The sequence below is a fragment of the Roseibium alexandrii DFL-11 genome (assembly GCF_000158095.2).
GTDB lineage: Bacteria > Pseudomonadota > Alphaproteobacteria > Rhizobiales > Stappiaceae > Roseibium > Roseibium alexandrii.
Window position 1 is genome coordinate 309,781 of sequence record NZ_CM011002.1, and the last position, 20,408, is coordinate 330,188.

General features: G+C 56.0%; 23 protein-coding genes and 1 pseudogene. 9 read left to right on the forward strand and 15 right to left on the reverse strand.

The genetic code is table 11. The annotated features are described in order from the left end of the window. Window positions 1–3: 3 nt before the first annotated feature. The gene (locus tag SADFL11_RS01370) at window positions 4–1,209 is read right to left on the reverse strand and encodes a methionine gamma-lyase (protein WP_008195951.1); all 1,206 of its coding nucleotides are present in this window, start codon (window positions 1,207–1,209) and stop codon (window positions 4–6) included. Window positions 1,210–1,322: 113 nt separating this feature from the next. Here SADFL11_RS01370 and SADFL11_RS01375 point away from each other — a divergent pair, with 113 nt between their 5' ends. Then, window positions 1,323–1,781, forward strand: a complete 459-nt coding sequence (locus tag SADFL11_RS01375; RefSeq protein ID WP_008192215.1) for an Lrp/AsnC family transcriptional regulator — start codon at window positions 1,323–1,325, stop codon at window positions 1,779–1,781. 85 nt (window positions 1,782–1,866) lie between these two features. Here SADFL11_RS01375 and SADFL11_RS01380 read toward each other — a convergent pair whose 3' ends face one another. Further along, window positions 1,867–3,087 carry a 6-phosphofructokinase gene (locus SADFL11_RS01380; protein WP_040450794.1) on the reverse strand — a complete coding sequence of 407 codons (1,221 nt, stop codon included), beginning with the start codon at window positions 3,085–3,087 and terminating at the stop codon, window positions 1,867–1,869. Between the two features lie 480 nt (window positions 3,088–3,567). On the opposite strand from SADFL11_RS01380, the pseudogene halA reads away from it, so the two are divergent. Both halA and halB read left to right on the forward strand, forming a co-directional pair. Next, a pseudogene (gene halA, locus SADFL11_RS25810) lies at window positions 3,568–4,575 on the forward strand (anti-phage Hailong system effector protein HalA); the annotation flags it as partial. Then, window positions 4,572–5,255 carry an anti-phage Hailong system nucleotidyltransferase HalB gene (halB, locus tag SADFL11_RS01390; RefSeq protein ID WP_008191186.1) on the forward strand — a complete coding sequence of 228 codons (684 nt, stop codon included), beginning with the start codon at window positions 4,572–4,574 and terminating at the stop codon, window positions 5,253–5,255. The pseudogene halA and the gene halB, both read left to right, overlap by 4 nt. A gap of 403 nt (window positions 5,256–5,658) precedes the next feature. Here halB and SADFL11_RS01395 read toward each other — a convergent pair whose 3' ends face one another. The 5 genes from SADFL11_RS01395 to SADFL11_RS01415 form a co-directional block, all read right to left on the reverse strand. Beyond that, window positions 5,659–7,092: a glyceraldehyde-3-phosphate dehydrogenase gene (locus SADFL11_RS01395; protein WP_008196825.1), complete on the reverse strand. Its 1,434-nt coding sequence runs from the start codon at window positions 7,090–7,092 to the stop codon at window positions 5,659–5,661. A gap of 218 nt (window positions 7,093–7,310) precedes the next feature. Then, window positions 7,311–7,643, reverse strand: coding sequence for a Grx4 family monothiol glutaredoxin (grxD, locus tag SADFL11_RS01400; protein WP_008192765.1), 333 nt, complete (start codon window positions 7,641–7,643; stop codon window positions 7,311–7,313). A 119-nt stretch (window positions 7,644–7,762) separates the two neighbouring features. Beyond that, window positions 7,763–7,996 carry a BolA family protein gene (locus tag SADFL11_RS01405; RefSeq protein WP_008196307.1) on the reverse strand — a complete coding sequence of 78 codons (234 nt, stop codon included), beginning with the start codon at window positions 7,994–7,996 and terminating at the stop codon, window positions 7,763–7,765. A gap of 44 nt (window positions 7,997–8,040) precedes the next feature. Beyond that, window positions 8,041–10,239 carry a phosphoribosylformylglycinamidine synthase subunit PurL gene (gene purL / locus SADFL11_RS01410; protein WP_008189817.1) on the reverse strand — a complete coding sequence of 733 codons (2,199 nt, stop codon included), beginning with the start codon at window positions 10,237–10,239 and terminating at the stop codon, window positions 8,041–8,043. 163 nt (window positions 10,240–10,402) lie between these two features. Then, window positions 10,403–11,923, reverse strand: coding sequence for an aminotransferase-like domain-containing protein (locus SADFL11_RS01415; protein ID WP_008196408.1), 1,521 nt, complete (start codon window positions 11,921–11,923; stop codon window positions 10,403–10,405). A 102-nt stretch (window positions 11,924–12,025) separates the two neighbouring features. Here SADFL11_RS01415 and SADFL11_RS01420 point away from each other — a divergent pair, with 102 nt between their 5' ends. Then, window positions 12,026–12,253 carry a DUF1127 domain-containing protein gene (locus SADFL11_RS01420; protein WP_050775980.1) on the forward strand — a complete coding sequence of 76 codons (228 nt, stop codon included), beginning with the start codon at window positions 12,026–12,028 and terminating at the stop codon, window positions 12,251–12,253. A 171-nt stretch (window positions 12,254–12,424) separates the two neighbouring features. On the opposite strand, the gene SADFL11_RS01425 is transcribed toward SADFL11_RS01420, so the two are convergent. Continuing rightward, window positions 12,425–12,961: a peroxiredoxin-like family protein gene (locus tag SADFL11_RS01425; protein ID WP_008197064.1), complete on the reverse strand. Its 537-nt coding sequence runs from the start codon at window positions 12,959–12,961 to the stop codon at window positions 12,425–12,427. Between the two features lie 97 nt (window positions 12,962–13,058). On the opposite strand from SADFL11_RS01425, the gene SADFL11_RS01430 reads away from it, so the two are divergent. Then, on the forward strand, window positions 13,059–13,865 hold the full coding sequence (locus tag SADFL11_RS01430) for a helix-turn-helix transcriptional regulator (protein WP_008194075.1): 807 nt from the start codon (window positions 13,059–13,061) through the stop codon (window positions 13,863–13,865). 7 nt (window positions 13,866–13,872) lie between these two features. Here SADFL11_RS01430 and SADFL11_RS01435 read toward each other — a convergent pair whose 3' ends face one another. The 5 genes from SADFL11_RS01435 to purC form a co-directional block, all read right to left on the reverse strand. Then, a complete protein-coding gene (locus tag SADFL11_RS01435) occupies window positions 13,873–14,127 on the reverse strand; it encodes a DUF2164 domain-containing protein (RefSeq protein WP_008195752.1) in 255 nt (84 codons plus the stop codon). A 40-nt stretch (window positions 14,128–14,167) separates the two neighbouring features. Further along, window positions 14,168–14,836, reverse strand: a complete 669-nt coding sequence (purQ, locus tag SADFL11_RS01440) for a phosphoribosylformylglycinamidine synthase subunit PurQ (protein ID WP_008188661.1) — start codon at window positions 14,834–14,836, stop codon at window positions 14,168–14,170. An 18-nt stretch (window positions 14,837–14,854) separates the two neighbouring features. Then, window positions 14,855–14,962: a phosphoribosylformylglycinamidine synthase-associated small membrane protein gene (locus SADFL11_RS25735; protein ID WP_322962265.1), complete on the reverse strand. Its 108-nt coding sequence runs from the start codon at window positions 14,960–14,962 to the stop codon at window positions 14,855–14,857. A 13-nt stretch (window positions 14,963–14,975) separates the two neighbouring features. Beyond that, complete coding sequence (purS, locus tag SADFL11_RS01445; protein WP_040452276.1) at window positions 14,976–15,218, reverse strand: phosphoribosylformylglycinamidine synthase subunit PurS; 243 nt, start codon at window positions 15,216–15,218, stop codon at window positions 14,976–14,978. Window positions 15,219–15,351: 133 nt separating this feature from the next. After that, the gene (purC, locus tag SADFL11_RS01450; protein ID WP_008195310.1) at window positions 15,352–16,116 is read right to left on the reverse strand and encodes a phosphoribosylaminoimidazolesuccinocarboxamide synthase; all 765 of its coding nucleotides are present in this window, start codon (window positions 16,114–16,116) and stop codon (window positions 15,352–15,354) included. Window positions 16,117–16,424: 308 nt separating this feature from the next. Here purC and SADFL11_RS01455 point away from each other — a divergent pair, with 308 nt between their 5' ends. The 3 genes from SADFL11_RS01455 to SADFL11_RS25395 all read left to right on the forward strand — a co-directional run bounded on the left by SADFL11_RS01455 (window position 16,425) and on the right by SADFL11_RS25395 (window position 17,707). Further along, the gene (locus tag SADFL11_RS01455) at window positions 16,425–16,748 is read left to right on the forward strand and encodes a DUF1476 domain-containing protein (RefSeq protein WP_008193764.1); all 324 of its coding nucleotides are present in this window, start codon (window positions 16,425–16,427) and stop codon (window positions 16,746–16,748) included. 157 nt (window positions 16,749–16,905) lie between these two features. Continuing rightward, on the forward strand, window positions 16,906–17,196 hold the full coding sequence (locus tag SADFL11_RS25390; RefSeq protein ID WP_209002708.1) for an HpcH/HpaI aldolase family protein: 291 nt from the start codon (window positions 16,906–16,908) through the stop codon (window positions 17,194–17,196). Between the two features lie 118 nt (window positions 17,197–17,314). Then, the gene (locus SADFL11_RS25395; protein WP_209002709.1) at window positions 17,315–17,707 is read left to right on the forward strand and encodes an aldolase/citrate lyase family protein; all 393 of its coding nucleotides are present in this window, start codon (window positions 17,315–17,317) and stop codon (window positions 17,705–17,707) included. Between the two features lie 68 nt (window positions 17,708–17,775). Here SADFL11_RS25395 and SADFL11_RS01465 read toward each other — a convergent pair whose 3' ends face one another. Further along, the gene (locus tag SADFL11_RS01465) at window positions 17,776–18,330 is read right to left on the reverse strand and encodes an RBBP9/YdeN family alpha/beta hydrolase (RefSeq protein WP_008189323.1); all 555 of its coding nucleotides are present in this window, start codon (window positions 18,328–18,330) and stop codon (window positions 17,776–17,778) included. A gap of 267 nt (window positions 18,331–18,597) precedes the next feature. On the opposite strand from SADFL11_RS01465, the gene SADFL11_RS01470 reads away from it, so the two are divergent. Further along, window positions 18,598–19,572, forward strand: coding sequence for an NAD-dependent epimerase/dehydratase family protein (locus SADFL11_RS01470; protein WP_008195204.1), 975 nt, complete (start codon window positions 18,598–18,600; stop codon window positions 19,570–19,572). Window positions 19,573–19,703: 131 nt separating this feature from the next. Here SADFL11_RS01470 and SADFL11_RS25515 read toward each other — a convergent pair whose 3' ends face one another. Further along, on the reverse strand, window positions 19,704–20,405 hold the full coding sequence (locus tag SADFL11_RS25515) for a helix-turn-helix domain-containing protein (RefSeq protein ID WP_040450791.1): 702 nt from the start codon (window positions 20,403–20,405) through the stop codon (window positions 19,704–19,706). Between the last annotated feature and the right edge of the window lie 3 nt (window positions 20,406–20,408).

Consider the following 20,408-nt stretch of genomic DNA (forward strand, 5'->3'; position numbering starts at 1 on the left):
GCCTTATGCGGCCATGGAAGCAGGGACACCTGAGAGCGCCTGATCGAGATCCGCCAGGATGTCCTCAATGTCTTCCAGGCCAACGGAAAGACGAATAAGACCGTCGGTGATGCCATGGGCGGCCCGTTCTTCGGGCGTATAGGTCGAGTGGGTCATTGTCGCCGGATGCTGGATCAGCGTTTCTGCATCGCCCAGGGAAACGGCGCGCCCGATCATCTGCAACCGGTTCATCATGTTCCGTCCGGCTTCCAGTCCGCCCTTGAGTTCAAACGCGATCATGGCGCCCGGTTTGGCCATCTGCTGCCTGGCAAGATCATGCTGGGCGAAGCTTGTCAGCCCCGGGAAATAGACCTCGCCAACAGCCGGATGGGCTTCCAGCCACTCGGCGACCGGCTGGGCGGAGGCGCAATGACGGTCCATGCGCAGGGCAAGTGTTTTCAGGCCGCGCAGGATCAGCATGGCATTGAACGGGGCCATGACAGCGCCGGTCATGTCCTTCATGCCGACCAGGCGGATCTCCTGCACCTGCTCGGCCCGCCCGGCGATCAGGCCGGCGACGACATCGCCGTGCCCGCCGAGATATTTGGTGGCCGAATGCAGCACCAGATCGGCGCCGAGCTCGATCGGGCGGGTGAGGTAGGGGGTCGCATAGGTGTTGTCGACAACCACGGTGGCACCGGCCTCATGGGCGATCTTGGAGACCGCGGCAATATCCACGAGCCGCATGTTCGGATTTGCCGGGGTTTCGAAATAGACGACGCGTGTCTTGCCGCTGATGACCGGGATCAGGTTGTCCGGTTCGGTCAAGTCCACATGGGTGACCGTGATGCCGAATTTCGACAGGCCATGATGCATATAGGCGAAGGTGCAGCCATAGAGCGTCTTGTCGACGATGATCTCGTCACCCGGCGACAACAGTGTCCAAAGAGCGGCTGTGATCGAGCCCATGCCGGAGGCAAGCGCCAGCCCGGCTTCCGCGCCTTCCAGCAATGCAATGCGGCGCTCCAGAAGGTCCAGTGTGGGGTTGGAAATGCGCGAATAGATATGACCGGCGCGCTCGCCTGCAAACATCTCGCCGCCCGCTTCCGCGCTCTCAAACGCGAAGGTCGAGGTCAGGTGGAGCGGCGGGGTCAGTGCACCCTCGTTTTGCAGCGGATCATAGGCGTGGTGGATGGCGCGGGTGGCAAAGCCCTTGAGATGATCGGTCATGAAAGTCCCCTCGTTGAATTGGAGACATGATGGGCCGAGGGCGATGGCAATTGATTTCAAAATATGCCATCAGGGGATTAGTTATTGGCATAATCTGCTAACAGGGCTTCGATATGGACGCCAAAGACCGTCAAATCATCCGTGCACTGCAACAAAATGGCCGCATGACAAACCAGGAACTCGCCGCCAAGGTGAACCTGTCTCCGTCGCCGTGTTTGCGCCGGGTGAAGATCCTGGAGGCGGGCGGGGCGATCAAGGGCTATACGGCCGAGGTCGACCCGAAGGCTTACGGCCTGCCGGTGACCGTCTTCGTGCGCATCCGGCTGGAGCGGCACAATGCCGATGACGTCCAGCATTTCGAAAGCCGGGTGCAGGCGATGGACGAGGTTCTGGAATGTGTCGTGATGACGGGGGCAACCGACTATCAACTGCGGGTCGTCGTCTCCGGGCTTGATGCTTATGAGGATTTTATCCGCCACCGCATCCACCCCATCGGTTGCATCGCCTCGATCGATTCCAGCTTCGTCTATGGTTTTGTCAAGAAAACGGGCGTCTTTCCGCGGGTGGATTGATTTCAGAAAACTTAAAACAAAAATCGCCGCTTGTTCCCGTCTCCTCCTACAAGGGGGAGAGGGGCGCAACGCGCTCAGTCGCCCTTTAAGACCCGGCCGCCAGGATTTTCGGTACCTTGTTGGGGCGCAGGCGGTGGGCGTCGGGCATGCCGGAGCCGAGAAGCGGGCGCAGGTACATGCGGAATTCATCGGTGACATCATTCCCGGCGGCGGAGATGAACGCATCGGGCATGGTGCGGGTTTTTCCGGCAACCGCTTCCAGCGGCACCAGCTCATAGTCGACCGAATAGTGGCCGGTGCGCTTGATGGTCACCGAGCCGTCGCGGTCGCCGAACATGCCGTATTGCACCGCCTTTTCGCCGACTTCGCGGGCCTCATGCTGGTCGACATCGGAGACACAGCCGACAAAACTGCGCTGGATATAGCCGAGCGTGTCGCCCCGGACCCGCGTGACGTTGAGCGCATCCTTGACCTTTTGCGTCAAAAGATCGGCGAGCGCACCGCTTCCCGACAGTTGCACATTGCCATGCGCGTCGCGTTCGATCTCCTGGGAAAGCTTGGAGATGATCGGCTCGCCCGAAGCATCATGGATGCCTTCGCTGACCGCAACAACGCAGCGGCCAAGGCGGTTGTAGACCTCGCGGACGTCCTGAATGAACTGATCGATGTCGAAGGTGCGTTCCGGCATATAGATGAGATGCGGCCCATCGTCGGAGAATTTCTTGCCCAAAGCCGAGGCGGCGGTCAAAAACCCGGCATGGCGGCCCATGACCACCCCGATATAGATGCCGGGCAGGGCGGCATTGTCGAGATTGATGCCCATGAACGCCTGGGACACGTAGCGCGCAGCGGATGGAAAGCCCGGCGTGTGGTCGTTCTCGACCAGGTCGTTGTCGATGGTTTTCGGAATGTGGATGCAGCGCAGATCGTAGCCGGCCTTGCGGGCTTCATCGTTGACGATGCGCACGGTGTCTGAGGAATCATTGCCGCCGGTATAAAAGAAATAGCCGATCTCATGGGCACGCAGGACCTTGAAGATCTCCTGGCAGTATTTCAGGTCCGGCTTGTCGCGGGTCGAGCCGAGCGCGGAGGACGGGGTGTTGGCGACCATCTCCAGATTGTGGGTGGTCTCCTGGGTGAGATCATAAAAATCCTCGTCCAGGATGCCGCGCACGCCGTGAACCGCGCCATAGATCAGCTCCACGCTGCGGAACTTGCGGCTTTCCAGCACCGCCCCGACCATGGATTGATTGATAACCGCGGTCGGCCCGCCCCCTTGCGCGACCAGCACCTTGCCGTGAAACATCGAGATGTCCTTTTGTTCTTTTCAGGGCCCTAATTGGCATTTTTGGTGGGGAGCGGACAAGGGATTTGTTGGGGCGGGGAGGAGGAGAGGGACGGATTCGCGACTCTTAATCGAAGGTACGAAGCTTCGGATCCAATTGCTCGAAGCCGTCAATTTTTGAAGCAACACGAAACATAGATAAGGTTGGGGCGCGGTAATTTTCTGCAGGAGGCACGTGTGTCAGCCGAGTGGACGAAGCAACTATAGACCGATTTTCCGGAAACCTTGTATACCGGCGCAAACAGATAATTAGTCTGTTTATAGATACCATAACTTTCGTTTCTGAGTCTTCCTTTTGTATTACGGTTTCTTTAGGATCTCCTGGCGGATTGATATTTTAAGTGTAAAAATCAGTAATTCCCTAGAAAGTAGAGTAATGAGCATAAAAGATATCCAACCTGGAGATCCAGTTCCCGTAAGGACGCGACGAAAAAAAACTGGTGGGAGCCAATGTTCTCGTCCGAAAATCACGACGATTTTTTGGTTGGTGACTGGGAGTTCACCAATAATAAGGGACCTTGTCGAGTTCTATATCGCTCACAGGATATAGAACAAAAGAATTTCCTTAAAATAGAGAACATAAACTTCGAGGATTGCGACTTTCAAGGTGTATTTACAACTCCTATAATCTTTAAAAACTGCTCATTTGAAAGGTGCGATTTTGGCCTTTGCACGTTCAAAAGAGCGAAGTTTACAGGCTGTGATTTCACTGAGACGTCGTTTTCTCAGTGTAAATTGGAAAACTGCGAGTTTAGAGAGTGTCAATACACCCGAATATCGTTTTCAGGGAATGAGACCCAGCTACCGCAAACTCTTATTACGGAACCGGAAAAATTTATTTTTGGGGGTGAGGCAGCAATAAGAAACCTTCCTGAAGGTAAGTCCCCTATAGTTCAGAAGTTAAGGTTTGAAGAAACACGCTCTACCCTTTCCCGAAGTATACTTGCGAATCTACAATCTGAAGGTTCTGAAGACACATTCTATTCAGTAGTGCGGACCGCTTCTATTTGCGAGGACCGTGCACGTGTTGCAAAAGGAGCTTATCGTATCCATAAATCAGGGTTGCCGTTTCCGCTTCGAAGAATTTTGCCCTGGATTTGGAATACTGCTGCTGGATTAATACAATGCGTTTCTGCATTGTTAAGTTTAGCGATATTGCTGGTAATGGGTTGGCTCAATGGATGGGGGGGCAACTTAGTTCGGGTTCTTTTGGTTGGCGTCGTAATGGTGACTGCCATAGCTTACCGGATGAGTTACAAATTCAAGCTCCCATATGGTGAAGCACTCATCAAAACAACTGAGGTTTTCCTCCTCTTTGGGTATACCGATCATTCTGGAAGGAATTCGCAGGATCCTATGCTAATCTTTACGACGGCGTTATGCGGTCTATTCTGGTTTGCGCTGGCGATACCCACAGTAGTGAATAGGCTTACAAGAACCCGCGGATGATTGATGCTTTGATGTTATATGGCAGTGCTGCTAGACGCGATACTGATGAAAACTCAGATATTGATCTTCTGGCAGTTTGCAACACAGATCTGCCCTATTCGCACAAGGTGAATGGGATCGAAATCCAGTTTATGAACGCCGATAAACTAATTGAAATGGGTCAATCCGGAAATCTTTTCGCTATGCATCTAGCATACGAAGGGCAAGTCATTTTTGATTTTTCTGGTCATTTTTCGCGTCTAAAAGACTCCGCTGTACCTAAGAAGTCTTACTCCGAGGAACGAAAGAAGGCTCTCGATCTTGGATGGTTTCTCCATGACTTTGGTGAGGAGTATGATCCCGCGCTTGTGAATAAGAGAATTGCTTGGTGTGTGCGGACAGTCGTGATTTCGCTATTGGCAGAAAAAGGCGAGATTGCTTTTTCGCCAGCAGTTCTTGCAGAACGATTTCCCCTCTACGAAGTGCCGTTTTTAATCGGACTGCGTCGTTCCAATTTGCAGTCGCACGCGAGAATGATCCGTTTGAACTCATTTTTGATGGGGTTCTGTGCCATGCGTCCCGATGCAAGCAGTCCAACAGAGTTTCTAGATTACTTTAACGAAACACAGAACGAGGTGGCTGTTGGGACATACCGGCAGCTTGTAAAGAAAGCCGAAGATAGCTTTGGCGTTTACTGTTAAATGCTAAACCTTTGATTAATTCTACGAGGCTGTTTTAAATGCCAAGGAAAGTGATTTCGTAAATTTTTGTTCGCAACGTGGAAGGTTTAAGTGATTGAAATAGCTGCTTGTTCATTATGCGCCAACAGTGAAAGAGCTTCAAACGTGTCTTCGAAGACAGCGCAACGCTATTGATGTTTTAGAATGGCCCGTTCCAGTGAATTTGATTGGTGCGAATGTCTGTTTGGCAAATTTGTTTGTCCTTCAGCCCACAGTCTCCCGTGGCCACCTCTATTTCGTTCTGGCCAGCGCTCAACAAGGCCGTTTTTGCCTGGGTTTTTGTGCTGCCGGACCAAAAAAAGGGGCAGAAAACTGCCCCTTTCTCACTCATCCCAATTAAGTCTCAGCCCAAGTCCCGGAAAACTCACGCCGGGACGGAGGGGTATTTCATACCGGCGACTTCCTGCATCAGGCGGATGACCTGGGTGCTGTAGCCGGCTTCATTGTCGTACCAGACATAAAGCACCAGGCGGTCGCCATCGACGATGGTGGCCTGGCTGTCGACGACACCGGCGTGGATGGAGCCGACGAGATCGGAGGAGACCAGCTCGGTGGACGCCGTGTAGTCGATCTGGTCCTGCAGCGGCGACTGGATCGACACCTGGCGCAGGTAGTCGTTCATTTCCTCAGCTGATGTCTCGCGCTTGAGGTTCAGGTTGAGGATCGCCATGGAGACGTTCGGGATCGGCACGCGGACGGCGTTGCCGGTCAGTTTGCCCTTCATTTCCGGCAAACACTTGGCCACCGCGCTGGCGGCGCCCGTGCTGGTCAAAACCATGTTGAGAGGAGCGGCGCGGCCGCGGCGGTCGCCCTTGTGGTAGTTGTCGATCAGGTTCTGGTCGTTGGTGAAGGCGTGGATGGTTTCAACGTGGCCGTTTTCGATGCCGAACTCGTCGTTGATGACCTTCAGGACCGGCGTGATCGCATTGGTGGTGCAGGACGCCGCGCTCAGGATGTCGTCGTCCGGGGTGATGTCGCCCTGGTTGACGCCGTAAACGACGTTCTTGATGTTGCCCTTGCCCGGTGCGGTCAGGATCACTTTTGCGGCGCCCGGGCACTTCAGATGCTGGCCGAGGCCGTCCTCGTCGCGCCACATGCCGGTGTTGTCGACCACCAGCGCATTCTTGATGCCGTATTTGGTATAGTCGACTTCCGCCGGAGAATTGGCGTAGATCACCTGAATGTAGTTGCCGTTGGCGATGATGGCGTTCTTGTCTTCATCAACCGTGATCGAGCCGCTGAAGGCGCCGTGAACGGAATCGCGGCGCAGCAGGCTGGAGCGTTTTTTCAGATCGCCTTCCTTGCCGCCGCGCACGACGATGGCGCGCAGGCGCATCTTGTTGCCGGCCCCGACGCGTTCGATCATCATCCGGGCCAGCAGGCGTCCAATGCGGCCGAAACCGTAAAGAACAACGTCCTGCGGTTCCTGCAGGATGGAGGTCTTGCCGGTGTTGATGCTGGCGAGCTGCTCCTCAACCAGGGTCTTGGCATCGCCGCCTGTTTCCATGAAGCGGTGGCACAGCTTGCCGAGATCAACGCGGGAGGCGGCTAGATCCATTTCCAGCATCGCCTTGACGATCTCAAGGCTCTTGGCAACGTCCAACTCCTGGCCGGTGATCTGTAGGGCGTAGCGGTGGGCCTTGATGATCTCGATGGCGGAGTTGTTCAGGAGCCGGCGGCCGAAAATCCGGATGTTGATGCCGTAGTCGCGGTAAAGGTGGCCAACCAGCGGGATCATCTGCTCGGCAGCGGACTGTTGTTCCTTCCAGTTATCGAAGTGATTATCCATAGCCGCCATGCCGACCAACTCCCTTTGGGTGATTAACGCACAATGATTGGCGGGTTTTCCCGCCTGCGCGTGCGGTGTATCGCTAGACCAAACGCAATGTCCAGACCCACTTTTTGTTTAATCGATTAGATATTTAGGAGCTGGTGCTGGTGCCGCAAAAAACGTCTTCAAATAGAAAAAGGGGCGGAAAACCGCCCCTTGAAAAACCGTCTGATTGAAGCTGCCGGTCAGGCGCTTTGAGCGGTCTGAACGCCCTTGTCGGTCATCAGGCCCTGAAGTTCCTGGTTCTGGAACATCTCGCGGATGATGTCGCAGCCACCGACGAACTCACCCTTGACATAAAGCTGCGGGATGGTCGGCCAGTTGGTGAATTCCTTGATGCCGTTGCGAAGCTCGTCATCTTCCAGAACGTTGATGCCTTTGTATGGCGCGCCGACATAGTCGAGGATCTGAACGACCTGACCGGAGAACCCGCACTGCGGGAAATTCGGTGTGCCCTTCATGAACAGCACAACGTCGTTGGTGTCGACTTCGTTCTTGATCCACTCTTGGATGCTCATTTCACTTGTCCTTGTCTGTCTGTCTGCCTGCAGCGGGCGGCTAACCTAATGATGCCGAATAATGCGTGATAATACGTATATGGGCAATCACCAGGTCAAATGCACGGGCAAAGTTCGGTTCAGTCCGGAGCCTTGGTCTGGAGCGCCAGAGCGTGGAGAGCCCCACCCATGTTGCCCTTGAGCGCCTCATAAACCATCTGGTGCTGCTGGACACGGCTTTTGCCTCGGAAGGATTCTGAGACGACATTCGCCGCGTAATGGTCACCATCGCCAGCCAAATCCCGGATCTCCACCTGAGCGTCGGGCAGTGCCTCCTTGATCAGGGTTTCAATCTCATTTGCGTTCATTGGCATTTTAAGTGCGCCCCTTCATTGCCTGTTTCCCCCTCATGGCCGACTCAAACGGCTGTCATGTAGTCTGGGAACCAAGTTTCGTGTGCTTTTTTCAGGTTTGCAACGGATATGGTGAGAACACCTTGAACTGTCAAATCCGTGCCGCCTGTTGTTCCGATCCGCTCGACCTCGATGCCTGCATCGACAATGTCTTCCAGAACCGCATCGAGCCTGTCAGGGCTGACGGTGACAACGTAGCGGCCCTGGTCTTCGCCAAAGAGCGCGGCGTGTGCAGGTCCGTCGATCTCAACGCTTGCGCCAATTCCGCTGGCCATGGCCATTTCCGCGAGAGCCACGCCGAGGCCGCCGGAGGAAATGTCATGGACGCCGGTGAGGCGCGCTGCGCCGATAAGCTGGCGCACAAGGGTGCCGCGCCGTTTTTCAGCCACCAGATCAACCGGCGGCGGAGCGCCTTCTTCGCGGCCGAGGATGTCGCTGAGATACTGCGAGGCGCCAAGATGTGTGCCGCGGCCCCCGATGACGAGAATGACGTCGCCTTCATTGGCAAACGCCGCACCGGCGCGCACGGTCACATCCGGCAGCAGGCCAACACCGCCAATTGCCGGGGTCGGCAGGATCGCTTCGCCGTGGGTCTCGTTGTAGAGTGAGACGTTGCCCGAGACGATCGGGAAGTCGAGTTCCCGGCAGGCTTCGCCGATGCCTTTGATGCAGCCGACGAACTGGCCCATGATTTCCGGGCGTTCCGGATTGCCGAAGTTGAGGTTGTCGGTCGCCGCGAGCGGCTCTGAACCCACAGCGGTCAGATTGCGCCAGACTTCTGCAACCGCCTGCTTGCCGCCTTCAAACGCGTCCGCCTCGCAGTAGCGCGGGGTCACGTCAACGGAGAAGGCGAGGCCCTTGCGGGTGCCGTCCACACGGATGACACCTGCGTCACCGCCTGGCGTTGCCGCGGTGTTGCCCTGGATCAGCGTGTCATACTGCTCATAGACCCAGCGGCGCGACGATCCGTTGGCATTACCGACCAGCGTTGTGAGCGCTTCGGCATAGTCGTCCGGTTCGGCGATGTCGTCAGCTGCCAGAACGGGACGCTTTTGAGGTTCGATCCACGGACGGTCATATTCTGGGGCCTCGTCGCCGAGTTCCTTGATCGGCAGGTCCGCAACGGTCTCGCCCTGGTGCTTGACCACAAAGCGCAGCGTGTCGGTGGTGACGCCGACGATGGCAAAGTCCAGATCCCATTTTTTGAATATCGCTTCAGCCTCTGCTTCCTTTTCCGGACGCAGAACCATGAGCATGCGCTCCTGGCTTTCCGACAGCATCATCTCGTAGGCGCTCATGCGTTCTTCGCGTACCGGCACCTGGTCGAGGTTCAGTTCAATGCCGAGATCGCCAGAGGCGCCCATTTCAACAGCGGAACAGGTGAGGCCAGCCGCGCCCATGTCCTGGATCGCAATGACCGCGCCGGTTTCCATCAGCTCCAGGCAGGCTTCCAACAGGCATTTTTCGGTGAATGGGTCGCCGACCTGAACAGTGGGGCGCTTTTCATCGATGGTGTCGTCGAATTCCGCCGATGCCATGGTCGCACCGCCAACGCCGTCACGACCGGTCTTGGCGCCGAGGTAAACGACCGGCAAGCCAACACCTTCAGCCTTTGCCAGGAAGATCTTGTCGCTGTCTGCAAGGCCAGCTGCAAAGGCATTCACAAGGCAGTTGCCGTTGTAGCGCGCATGAAACTCGACTTCGCCGCCGACGGTCGGAACGCCGAAGGAGTTGCCATAACCGCCCACACCGGAGACGACACCGGAGACGAGGTGCCGGGTGCGCGGATGATCTGGCTCACCGAATCGCAGGGCATTCATGGCTGCGACCGGACGGGCACCCATAGTGAATACATCGCGCAGAATACCGCCAACACCAGTCGCCGCGCCCTGATATGGCTCGATGTAGGACGGGTGATTGTGACTTTCCATCTTAAAAACAACGGCCTGACCGTCGCCGATATCGACAACCCCGGCGTTTTCACCTGGACCCTGAAGCACGCGCGGGCCTTCCGTCGGTAAGGTTTTTAGCCATTTCTTGGAAGACTTGTAGGAGCAGTGCTCGTTCCACATCGCCGAGAAGATACCAAGTTCGGTAAACGAAGGCTCGCGGCCGATCAATTCAAGGATGCGGTCATATTCGTCAGGTTTGAGGCCGTGGGAAGCGATGAGCTCGGGCGTGATCTTGATGTCGTTCGGGATCATGTCGGTCCGGAAATCTGCGGCGTTTAGAGCGTTTTGCAAAATGCTTTTGTGCGCCTGGGCCAGTTTCGCGCCGGTTTAGCAGACAAAACCTCAAAATGGGAGAGGTCTCAGACGATTCATTTGCATGTTGTCCGGAAGGCTTTCGGCCGCGCGCCCGGCAACGTCATTCGAAGCTGTCGTAGCAGGCGCAGTTGTCGTTCAGAAGGTCGCGCACAGCCACAAGGCCCTCAACGGTCTGATCCCGGGTCAGCGGATTGCTGAAACCGATGCGGATGCAGTGATAGACTTTGCCGGTGCGGCCCGGTTTGAACTCATCTTCATCATCCACCAGAACGTTTTCTGCAGCCGCTGCTGCTTTGAAAGTTCCAGGGTTCCAGGGTTCGGGCACCTTCAGCCACAGGAAAGGACAATCAGCTGCGGAGCGATATTCGAACGGGCTGAGATGCTGGCGGACAAGTGCGTGGCGGGCTGCAATCTCTGCACCGACTTTCTCGCGAAAGTCAGACGCCGCTCCGGACAAGATCAGCCTGGAAGACAGCTCTGAGAGAAGAAAGGAAATGCCGCCTGTCAGCATCTTGTGGGCGGTGTAGATGCGCTGGGCGTAGGACTGAGGGCTGGAGAGCCAGCCGCCACGCACACCAGCCGTCACGGATTTTGACAGAGATCCAACGTGAAACGTCCGCTCCGGAGCCAGCGAGACAACAGGTGGAACGGGTGTGTCCCGCAAGGAGCCATAAACCTCGTCTTCGATGATCCAGAGATTGTGCTGCCGGGCAACCTCGATAAGCTCATGGCGGCGCGTTTCGCTCATGAACCCCGTTGTCGGATTGTGCATGGTCGGCATCAAAAACAGGATGCGTGGGTGTGTTTGGGCACAGACGCGAGCCAGATCCTCGGGCAGGGGCCCCTCTTCATCCCGCTCGACCAACACAGGCCGCCGGCCAGACAGGGCAGCTCCCCGCGCGATGGAGCTGTAGGTCAGATCTTCAAAGGCAATCCGGTCTCCAGGTGCTGTGGTCGCTGCAATGATAGACATGATTGCCGCCTGCGCACCGGTTGTCGGAACAATGCTGCCTTCATCAGGTTCCCAGCCGCCGCGTGACAACCAGATCTTCCCGGCGGCGCGCCAGTCAGGCGGGACAGCGCGCGTGTAGCTGGCGATCTCGTGCGGATGGTCGCGGGTAATGTCCAACGTGATTTGTGCGATCAGCTTTGCCTGTCCGATTTCCGGCGCTGATGTGCTGTCGAACCTGATTGAAGATTCGTGAGGAACCGCGATGCGCGTGCCTGCGAACGCACGGTCTTTTGGCGGCTGCATCGCACCTTGCACCCACGAAGTGTCTCCGGTGCGCTGGTGGACGGCTGGAGCGGACGGGGCAGGGTTGCCCGCGGGGGCGTCAAGGTTCGGTTTTGTAGATTCTTGAAGCTGGATCGGCTCTGCACTGCCAAGAACGTAGGTTCCGCGCCCAACCTCGCCATTCACCAGACCACGTTGACGTATGGTCGCATAGGCCCGGCCGATGGTGCCGACCGTGACGCCAAGATCATAAGCGAGATCACGCTGCGGCGGCAGTTTGGTTCCGGCTGTGAGCGCGCCGGAGGCGATGTCTGCGGAGATCTGATCTGCGAGCCGCAGATAGATCGGGCCTTGCCCGTCCGGGATCTGAGGAAGCCAATTTGTCATGGTGACAATTTAGTATATTGCCACCGTCAAGGAGTCAATTCATAAGATTGTCACCGTTGAAGACACGGTAATGTGTCGATTGTATCTCTTGGAGTATCGAAAATGAGTGCATTGGAATCAATCTTCGCACCCAGCTGCACAGACCAGCCAAGAGTCACGTTCCCGCGCTGGAACCTGGTGCGGCTGGTTTTGCAATGGATGGCCGTAGCCAGAAGCCGGCGCGAATTGGCCAGCCTGACGGATGATCAACTGAAGGACATCGGCTTGAAGAGATCCGAAGTGCTGGTTGAGATTGAAAAGCCCTTTTGGCAGGGCCCGGACTTCCGGTGACGTGGTAATGCGCTTTGCGCATTTTTTTTAAACACCGTGCTTGGTTTTCAAAATGTCCGGGGCCCGATGTCCGGCCTTCTTAAGCAGCAGCCTTAGCTTTTGAGGCGATAGGCTCCGGATTCGCAGGCGCCCGACCTCTGCGGGCGCCTGCAATCCATATGGTGTCTTGGGTTAGACTGCGCCGGTGTACTCGCCACGTGCCGGGTAGTCGTTTTTCTTAACGAAATCCAGCGCGCCGAGCATCTCCTGAAAATGCGGCCGGACAAACGGCATGGTTTGAACGGACGCAAAGTAGAGGGTGCCGTCTGGCTTGACCAAGAAGACACCTGGCTCTGAGAACAGGTCCGGCTCTTCAATCCCGATAGACGTCTTGCCGCGGCCCGTGGAGATGTAGAGCCCCCAATCCTTTGCCATCGTCAGCGGCAATCCATAACCGAACTTAAGGTCATCGAATCCGACCTTGTCAGCCATTTGTTGCGTCCGCTCCTGATCATCGGATGACAGGGCAATGACCTCGACGCCGCGCTCCTTGAGGTCTGGCAAGAGCCGGCCGAGTTCTTTCAGATATGTGGCGCAAATCGGACAATGCAGCCCGCGGTAAAAGACGACCAGTGTCGCAAAGTCAGCGGTTTCCGCTGAAAGGTCAAACGACCCGCCGCCGAGTGTCTCAACGGTCAGTGCTGGAACGGTCTGTCTAGGGATGAGCATGATGCTTCCTTTGTCTTGGATAAATCGGATCGACTTGGGCTAGAATATCGAACGATCTCGATATAAAAGTACAAATAAATAAGCCGAGAGTACGGATATGCAGGCGCCTTATCGCACAAATTTCAATGGTCGGCTGGACCGGCTGTCGTCCCTGATCGACAGGTTGCGGGTTCATGTGAGCGACGGTGGAGCGGGCGGCCATGACGTGCAGCATGCCATGCTGATGATCTGCAAAGATCCGCGCCAAGATCTTCGTCTTGTGTTGCGCCCGCCGGAAGACAGTGCTTCAGGTGCTCTTGATCTCGTTCGCCCGAGGGCTGATGAAAGCATCATCGTGTCGACAAACATCGAGATTTCCGGGGTTGGCAAACGGCTCTTTGCCGCGCTTCCCATTTGTTTGTCCGTCGACCTTGCAGACGATCCAAGTTTATCGTCTGTGGTGATGCCGCTGGTGGAAGAGGTGATGCGGCCCCGCTGTGGTGGCCAGGCCGTCTTCCAGCGCTTGTGTGAAATTGTCGTAATTCGGTTGCTGCGCCACGCCATGGAAGGCAATGAAATCGATTCAGGGCTTTTGAACGGGCTTTCTGATCCGAGAGTCGCCCAGGCGCTTGTCGCCATTCACGAAGAGCCGGGCGAAAACTGGACTTTGGAACGGCTTGCGGAAATCGCCGGCATGTCGCGAACCCAATTTGCGGTGACCTTTAAGAGCCTGATCGGGATTACGCCGATGACGTATTTGTCGAATTGGCGTCTCGACATTGCACGGGACGAGCTCGCCGCTGGGCGTCAGGTCAAGGCTGTTGCCAATATGTGTGGGTTTTCCAGCCCGGCATCCTTTTCCCGGGCCTTCGCCAAACGCTACGGTGCTCCGCCACGCCGCGCGCGGCAGCTGGAACACAACTGAACGCAGGTTAGAGAACAGGATCGTCCGGTTGCTCCATGCCGTAGAGCTCGTCGTTGATGTCGTCCATCTTCCGGGCGATCAGCGCCTGGGCATCCTTCAGACCGAGATTGTAGAAGCTCGCGCCAAGGGACCCGCTCAGGAAGTCGATCAGGAAATCGGCTTCCATGTTGCCGATGTCCGTATCCAATTCGTCGCTCAGATATTGCCGGATCTGCTCGTTGAGGCGGGCGCGGGTGTCCTTGTCCAGTTTTAGATCCGGCATGTCTGGTGGCCTCCGGCAATCAGGTGAAGAGATTGGCCGGTCAGGCAGCCTTCTCCAAAAGGCTTTCGAAGAGCAGGCGGCCGTCGAGGCCGCCGTGAAGCGACTCAACCAGGTTTTCCGGGTGGGGCATCATGCCGAGCACGTTGCCTTTGGCGTTTGTGACACCGGCAATGTCGTTGATCGAGCCGTTTGGATTGGTGCCGTTGGCATAGCGGAACACGACCTGACCATTGCCTTCAACGGATTTGAGTGTTTCAGCGTCGGCAAAATAGTTGCCGTCATGATGGGCAACCGGACACCGCCACACCTGGCCCTTTTCGAACTTCGAAGAGAACTGTGTTGCGCTGTTCACGGTTTCCAGCATGACTTCCTTGCACACAAATGTCAGACCGGCATTGCGCATGAGGGCGCCCGGCAGCAGGCCCGCTTCTGTCAGGATCTGAAAGCCGTTGCACACTCCAAGAACCGAAACGCCGCTCTCTGCCTTGGCGACCAGATCCTTCAGGATCGGAGACCGCGCTGCAATCGCGCCGGACCGCAAATAGTCGCCGTAGGAGAAGCCGCCCGGGACGATGACCAGATCGGCATCCGGCAGGGAGCTTTCTGTATGCCAGACACCAACAGGGCGCGTGCCGGTGATCAGTTCCAGCGCATGGAACATGTCACGATCGCGATTGGAGCCTGGGAAAACGATGACGGCGGTTTTCATGGAGCGAGTTCCGGAAGTTCAGAGCAGGTAAAACACAGCAACGAGGGCAATAAATGCGGGCAGCAGGATGAAGATTGCAGCTTTTATGGCTATAAAGAGAACAGCTCTCTTTGCATCCTTATCCATCTCGCTCCCCTGCTTATGCGATCTCGATTGCGTAGTTTTCAATCACGGTGTTGGCGAGCAGTTTTTCGCACATCTGCTCCAGTTCGGCCTTGGCGGCATCCTTGTCGGAACCGGTCAGTTCTACGTCGAAAACCTTGCCCTGGCGGACAGAGCCGACATCGCCGAAGCCAAGACCGCCGAGCGCGCCTTCAATGGCTTTTCCCTGGGGATCGAGAACACCGTTTTTCAAGGTGACGATCACGCGAGCTTTCATGATTGTTGTCTCCATCAGCATCTGGTGGGCGTGTTGCGCGCTCCATACACCAGCTGAACCGGTTCGCAAAGGCAAAGACGGCTATTCAAAAGAAAAACCCCTGCCAAGTGAGATCAGGGCAGGGGTCTTTGAAAATTTATTGGACCAGTGTTGGGCCTGATCCGACCGGGCGCTCGTTCTGTGTCACCAGACCCAGACGCTTGGCGACTTCCTGGTAGGCTTCCAGCATTCCGCCCATCTCGCGGCGGAAGCGGTCCTTGTCCATCTTTTCGTTGGTCTCAGTGTCCCACAGACGGCAGCTGTCCGGCGAAATCTCGTCCGCGACCACGATGCGCATGAGATCGCCTTCAAACAGACGGCCACATTCGATCTTGAAATCAACGAGGCGGATGCCGACGCCCAGGAACAGACCGGACAGGAAGTCGTTGACGCGGATGGCCAGGGCCATCATGTCGTCGAGTTCCTGCGGTGTTGCCCAGCCAAAGGCCGTGATGTGTTCTTCAGACACCATCGGATCATCGAGTTCATCGTTCTTGTAGTAGAACTCAATGATGGAACGTGGCAGTTGTGTGCCTTCTTCAAGACCCAGGCGCTTCGCAATTGAGCCAGCCGCAACATTGCGCACAACCACTTCAAGCGGGATGATCTCGACTTCCCGGATCAGCTGCTCGCGCATGTTCATGCGCCGGATGAAGTGCGTCGGAATCCCGATGGCATTCAGGTTGTTGAAGATGTACTCGGAGATGCGGTTGTTGAGCACGCCCTTGCCGTCGACAATCTCGTGTTTCTTGTTGTTGAAAGCAGTCGCGTCGTCCTTGAAGTGCTGAACCAGGGTTCCTGGCTCCGGACCTTCATAGAGAATCTTCGCTTTACCTTCATAGATGCGCCGGCGGCGGTTCATGGGCTTATCCGTCTCGTTATTGAGAGAAACCTTGCGAGGGATATCTGCGCCTATACGTGTCGTTCACTGGGAATTTGGCTTCGACCAGGTGGGGACCGTATGGCCGCAAATCCTCGATTGCGGCGCGGAACTTACCCGAAGCGAGGCGAAAGCACAATCTTATGTTTTGCGCGAATTTCCGGGGAATGTCATGCTTTTGGCCAATCCGTGTCGCTACTACGTTGATTTGCGAAGCGGTGGGGGATATTGAAAGAGCCAAATGATCCCCATATTGGGGATGTGCACCGCAGTTCAGGAGACTTAGAAGCATGAGCACATTCGACAAGCGCGAGCAGGGATTTGAAAACAAATTCGCGCATGACGAGGAGCTGCGGTTCAAGGCAACCGCACGTCGCAACAAGCTGCTGGGCCTCTGGGCTGCAGGGCTTCTCGGATACGAAGGCGCGAAGGTTGAAGAATATGCCAAGGAAGTTGTCCGGGCTGACTTCGAAGAGCCGGGTGATGAGGACGTTTTCCGCAAGATCCGCGCAGACTTTGATGCCAACAATGTCGACCAGTCTGATCACCAGATTCGCCGCACCATGGACGAGCTGATGGCAACCGCCGTGGATCAGCTGCAAAACGAAGGCTGATCAGCCGACCGAACTGGTCTTTATCGAATTTGAAATGCCCGCCGAATCCGGCGGGCATTTTTATTTGTCGGCTGGACCCGTACGGATGAGGCACATATCCGGCTTGCGGGCGGCTCGAGATCCTTGTCTGATGGCGGCCAATCAGGAGGAGACCACCGTGACCGACCCGAAAACCCTTGCCGATAAACTGCGCTCCGGACAGCCGGTGATCACAGGCTGGTCCATGTTGGCGGCACCGATCGTGGCGGAGCTTTTTGCCCGAAGTGGCTATGAAGCGGTTACCCTGGACCTTCAGCACGGCATGCATGACTTCAAGTCCGCCAGTGATGGCTTTGCGGCCCTGGTGCTTGGTGGGGCTCACCGGATTGCGCGAATCCCCGTCGGCGGCAATGCAACCGCCAGCCGATTGGCGGATATGGGCGCAGAAATGCCTGATTGGCTCCAATGATCAATTCCCGCGCAGATGCTGAGGCCTTCGTTAAGGCGGTCAAGTATCCGCCGGTTGGGGACGCAGTTGGGCACCGTTCCGTGTGGTCACGCTTAACCAGCAGACGCCGGATGCCTACTTGAAAACTGCAAACGAACAAACGCTGGCACTGGCCATGGTGGAAACGCGCACATCTGTTGACGCGCTGGAGGACATCTTGGCGGTGCCGGGTCTGGACGGAGTATTTGTTGGACCAAGCGATCTGTCGCTGGCTTTGTCGAGCGGCGAAAAGCTGGATCCTAACGGGGCGGAGACAGCCCGGGTTTGTGGCGAAATTGCTGCCCGAGCGAAAGCGGCAGGGAAGATCGCCGGTATCTTCTGCATTGGTGCGGCTAAAGTTGAGGAGGCCATCGCCCAAGGCTTCAGGCTTATGGCTCACGGCACAGACATGATGATGTTCGATGAGGCGGCGCGTGCCCACCTTCAAGAAGTTGACACGGCAACGGGATCAGGGCCCGCAGTCAGCTATTGAGGTAAACTATTGACTAGGAAGTGCGGACAGGCTTGCGGGCTAAGCGAGCTTAAGGGTACTCCGCCGAGTTAGCCGAGCTTCTTCATAAAGTGGGCAAAGGACATCATGCCTTCCGGCCATGGACCATGCCCGCTTTCCAGGTTGATATGACCAGCTTCGCCGGCATCCTGGAACGTGGTGCCCCATGCGTTGGCAATATCCTGGGCCCGTTCATAATCGCAATAAGAATCGTTCCGGCTTGCGACAAGATGGCCCGGGAAGGTAAGGGGGTGAGTTGGCACCGGTTTGAAGTCACCGCCATCAAACTCTGAAACCAGGCCGTCGCGATCCCAATCGGAGGGAGCAACAAGATAGGCTCCGCGGACCTTTTCCTTTAAAGCATGCGCTGCGTGCGCAACAAGAATACAGCCCAGCGAATGGGCAACCAGGACTACCGGGCGCTGACAGGCCTCGACTTCTTTGACCAGCGTGTCCACCCAGTCTTTTTTGTTCGGCCGCTGCAGTTCTCTCTGAGCCACCACGCGTGCGGTTGGCATCTTGTCCTGCCAGCGCAACAGCCAATGGCCTGGCAGGGTTTTGCCATAGCCGGGAATGAGCAGAATGTCGGTTTCGGAAATCTTCAAGACAAGGCACCTTTGAGGTTGAGCAAAGCTCTAAGCGCTGCGTGAAACCATATTTTATTCGTGAGGTCCAGCCGAAAGCCTGCCGGTCGAGGGGAGGTTAGGTGGTGCATTTCGATTTTATCTTAACTCTTGCGTGTAAATCTCAAGAATGCCGCATGTAACAATTCTGTCAGGCGCAGTTTTGACGATAACGTTTCGCATTTGTCAGTAATTTATTCAGGTCTTTGAGGCTTTCTGACTAGGTCGAATTCAGGATGAGGGAAAAGCATGTCGCGGGCTGTAGTCTTTGGCGGCGCCGGATTTATCGGGTCCCACCTGCTTCTTTCCTTGAAAGAAAGCGGCAAGTTCGAGGAACTGGTGAGTGTTGATCTGGTCGCACCGCGCGTACCGGTCGAGACTGTCGATTACAAAATCGCAGATATTCGTCGGCCGCTGCCTGTGGATCTGTGTCAGGTCCCTGATGTTATCTTCAATCTTGCAGCTGTCCACCGGACACCTGGCCATGAAACCCATGAGTATTATGAAACGAATGTGGCCGGGGCGACGCATATCTGCGAATTCGCACGAGCTTTGAGTGTCAAAAAGATCGTTTTTACCAGCTCGATCGCAGTGTATGGCCCAGATGAGGCACCGAAAGAAGAAACCACTCCCACCGCGCCGCAATCCGCCTACGGATGGTCCAAGCTGTTGGCCGAGCAGATCCAGCAAAGCTGGCAGCAAGAAGCGCCCGATCGTAAATTAGTGATCTCCAGACCTGCGGTTGTCTTCGGTGCTGGAGAAAACGGCAACTTCACCCGGCTTGCGGGTGCCTTGAAAAAGGGGTTCTTTCTCTATCCGGGCCGCAAGGACACGATCAAAGCGTGCGGCTATGTTGATGAATTGATCCGGTCTTTCGATTTCATGCTGGGGCAGGAGGAGGGGCAATCGCTCTATAACTTCTGCTATCCGTACCCGTATACAATTGAAGAAATCTGCCAGAGTTTTGAGCGAGCCGGCGGCCTGTCTCAGCCCCGGGGTGTTGTTCCCTTGCCTTTGATGAAGCTTGCAAGTCTGCCGTTTGAAATCCTGAATGCGTTTGGCATCAGAAACGGGATCAACCGGGCGCGTATTCAGAAGCTGGTGGTATCAACGAACATTGTCCCGGCAAAGCTTAAGTCATCGGGCTATGTGTTCGAGACTGATCTCGACACCGCTTTGAAAAACTGGCGTGCAACATCTCTGACTGACGACGGTTTCACATGACTTCGATCGACTTGCTGATCCTGATCCGTGAGATCTGTGCAGTAGTGACAAAAAAAGCCCCGCGGAAAACTCCACGGGGCATTTAGAATCAGTCAGGTCCAGGTGCCAAGTCAGGCACATCAGTAAATTTCCTAGACGTTGATCTGTCCGTAACGCAGTGCTTCCACAACAGTGTGGGTCTTGTTGGACGCATTCAGCTTCACGCTGGCATTTTGCAGGTGCGCATGGACTGTCCGCTGGGAGATATCCAGAACATCAGCGATTTCACCGGCGGTTTTGCCGTAAGCGGTCAGCTCCAGAACCTTACGTTCGCGAGTAGACAGAGCGCCCGGGCGTTGGCCGGAGACCACGCCGAGTTCACGCAGGCGCGAGATAGCTGCTGCCGACAGTGCCTCAAGATTGGACAGATCATATTTGCTGACCTGCAGAGCCGGGCCACTGGCAAAAACAAATGCCTGGAACGGATAAAGTTCCGTAACCGGCACAACGACGATCTGACTTCCTTCACCGGCCGAGGCCATGAGATCGGAATGCTCCATGTCACCGGCAGTTATCGTCCAGATACGGGCCCGGTTTGAGCCCAGCCCAAGCATCAAGGCACTGTCATTTGCCGACAAAGACGTGCTCTCGATGCCATCATTGCGTTGATCTGGCCAGCGGAAGCGCTGCACCAGGTTGTCGATCGGACGGTTGGGCATCGGCAGACCGGTTATCAGGATATGGGTTGCCCCCATACGCCGAAGATTGGATTCCAGAATGTCCAGAACATGGTGGGCCGCGTTGGCCTCAGAGATTGCTCTCAGTTTGTTTTTCAATTCGGTTTGATCAAGCATTGT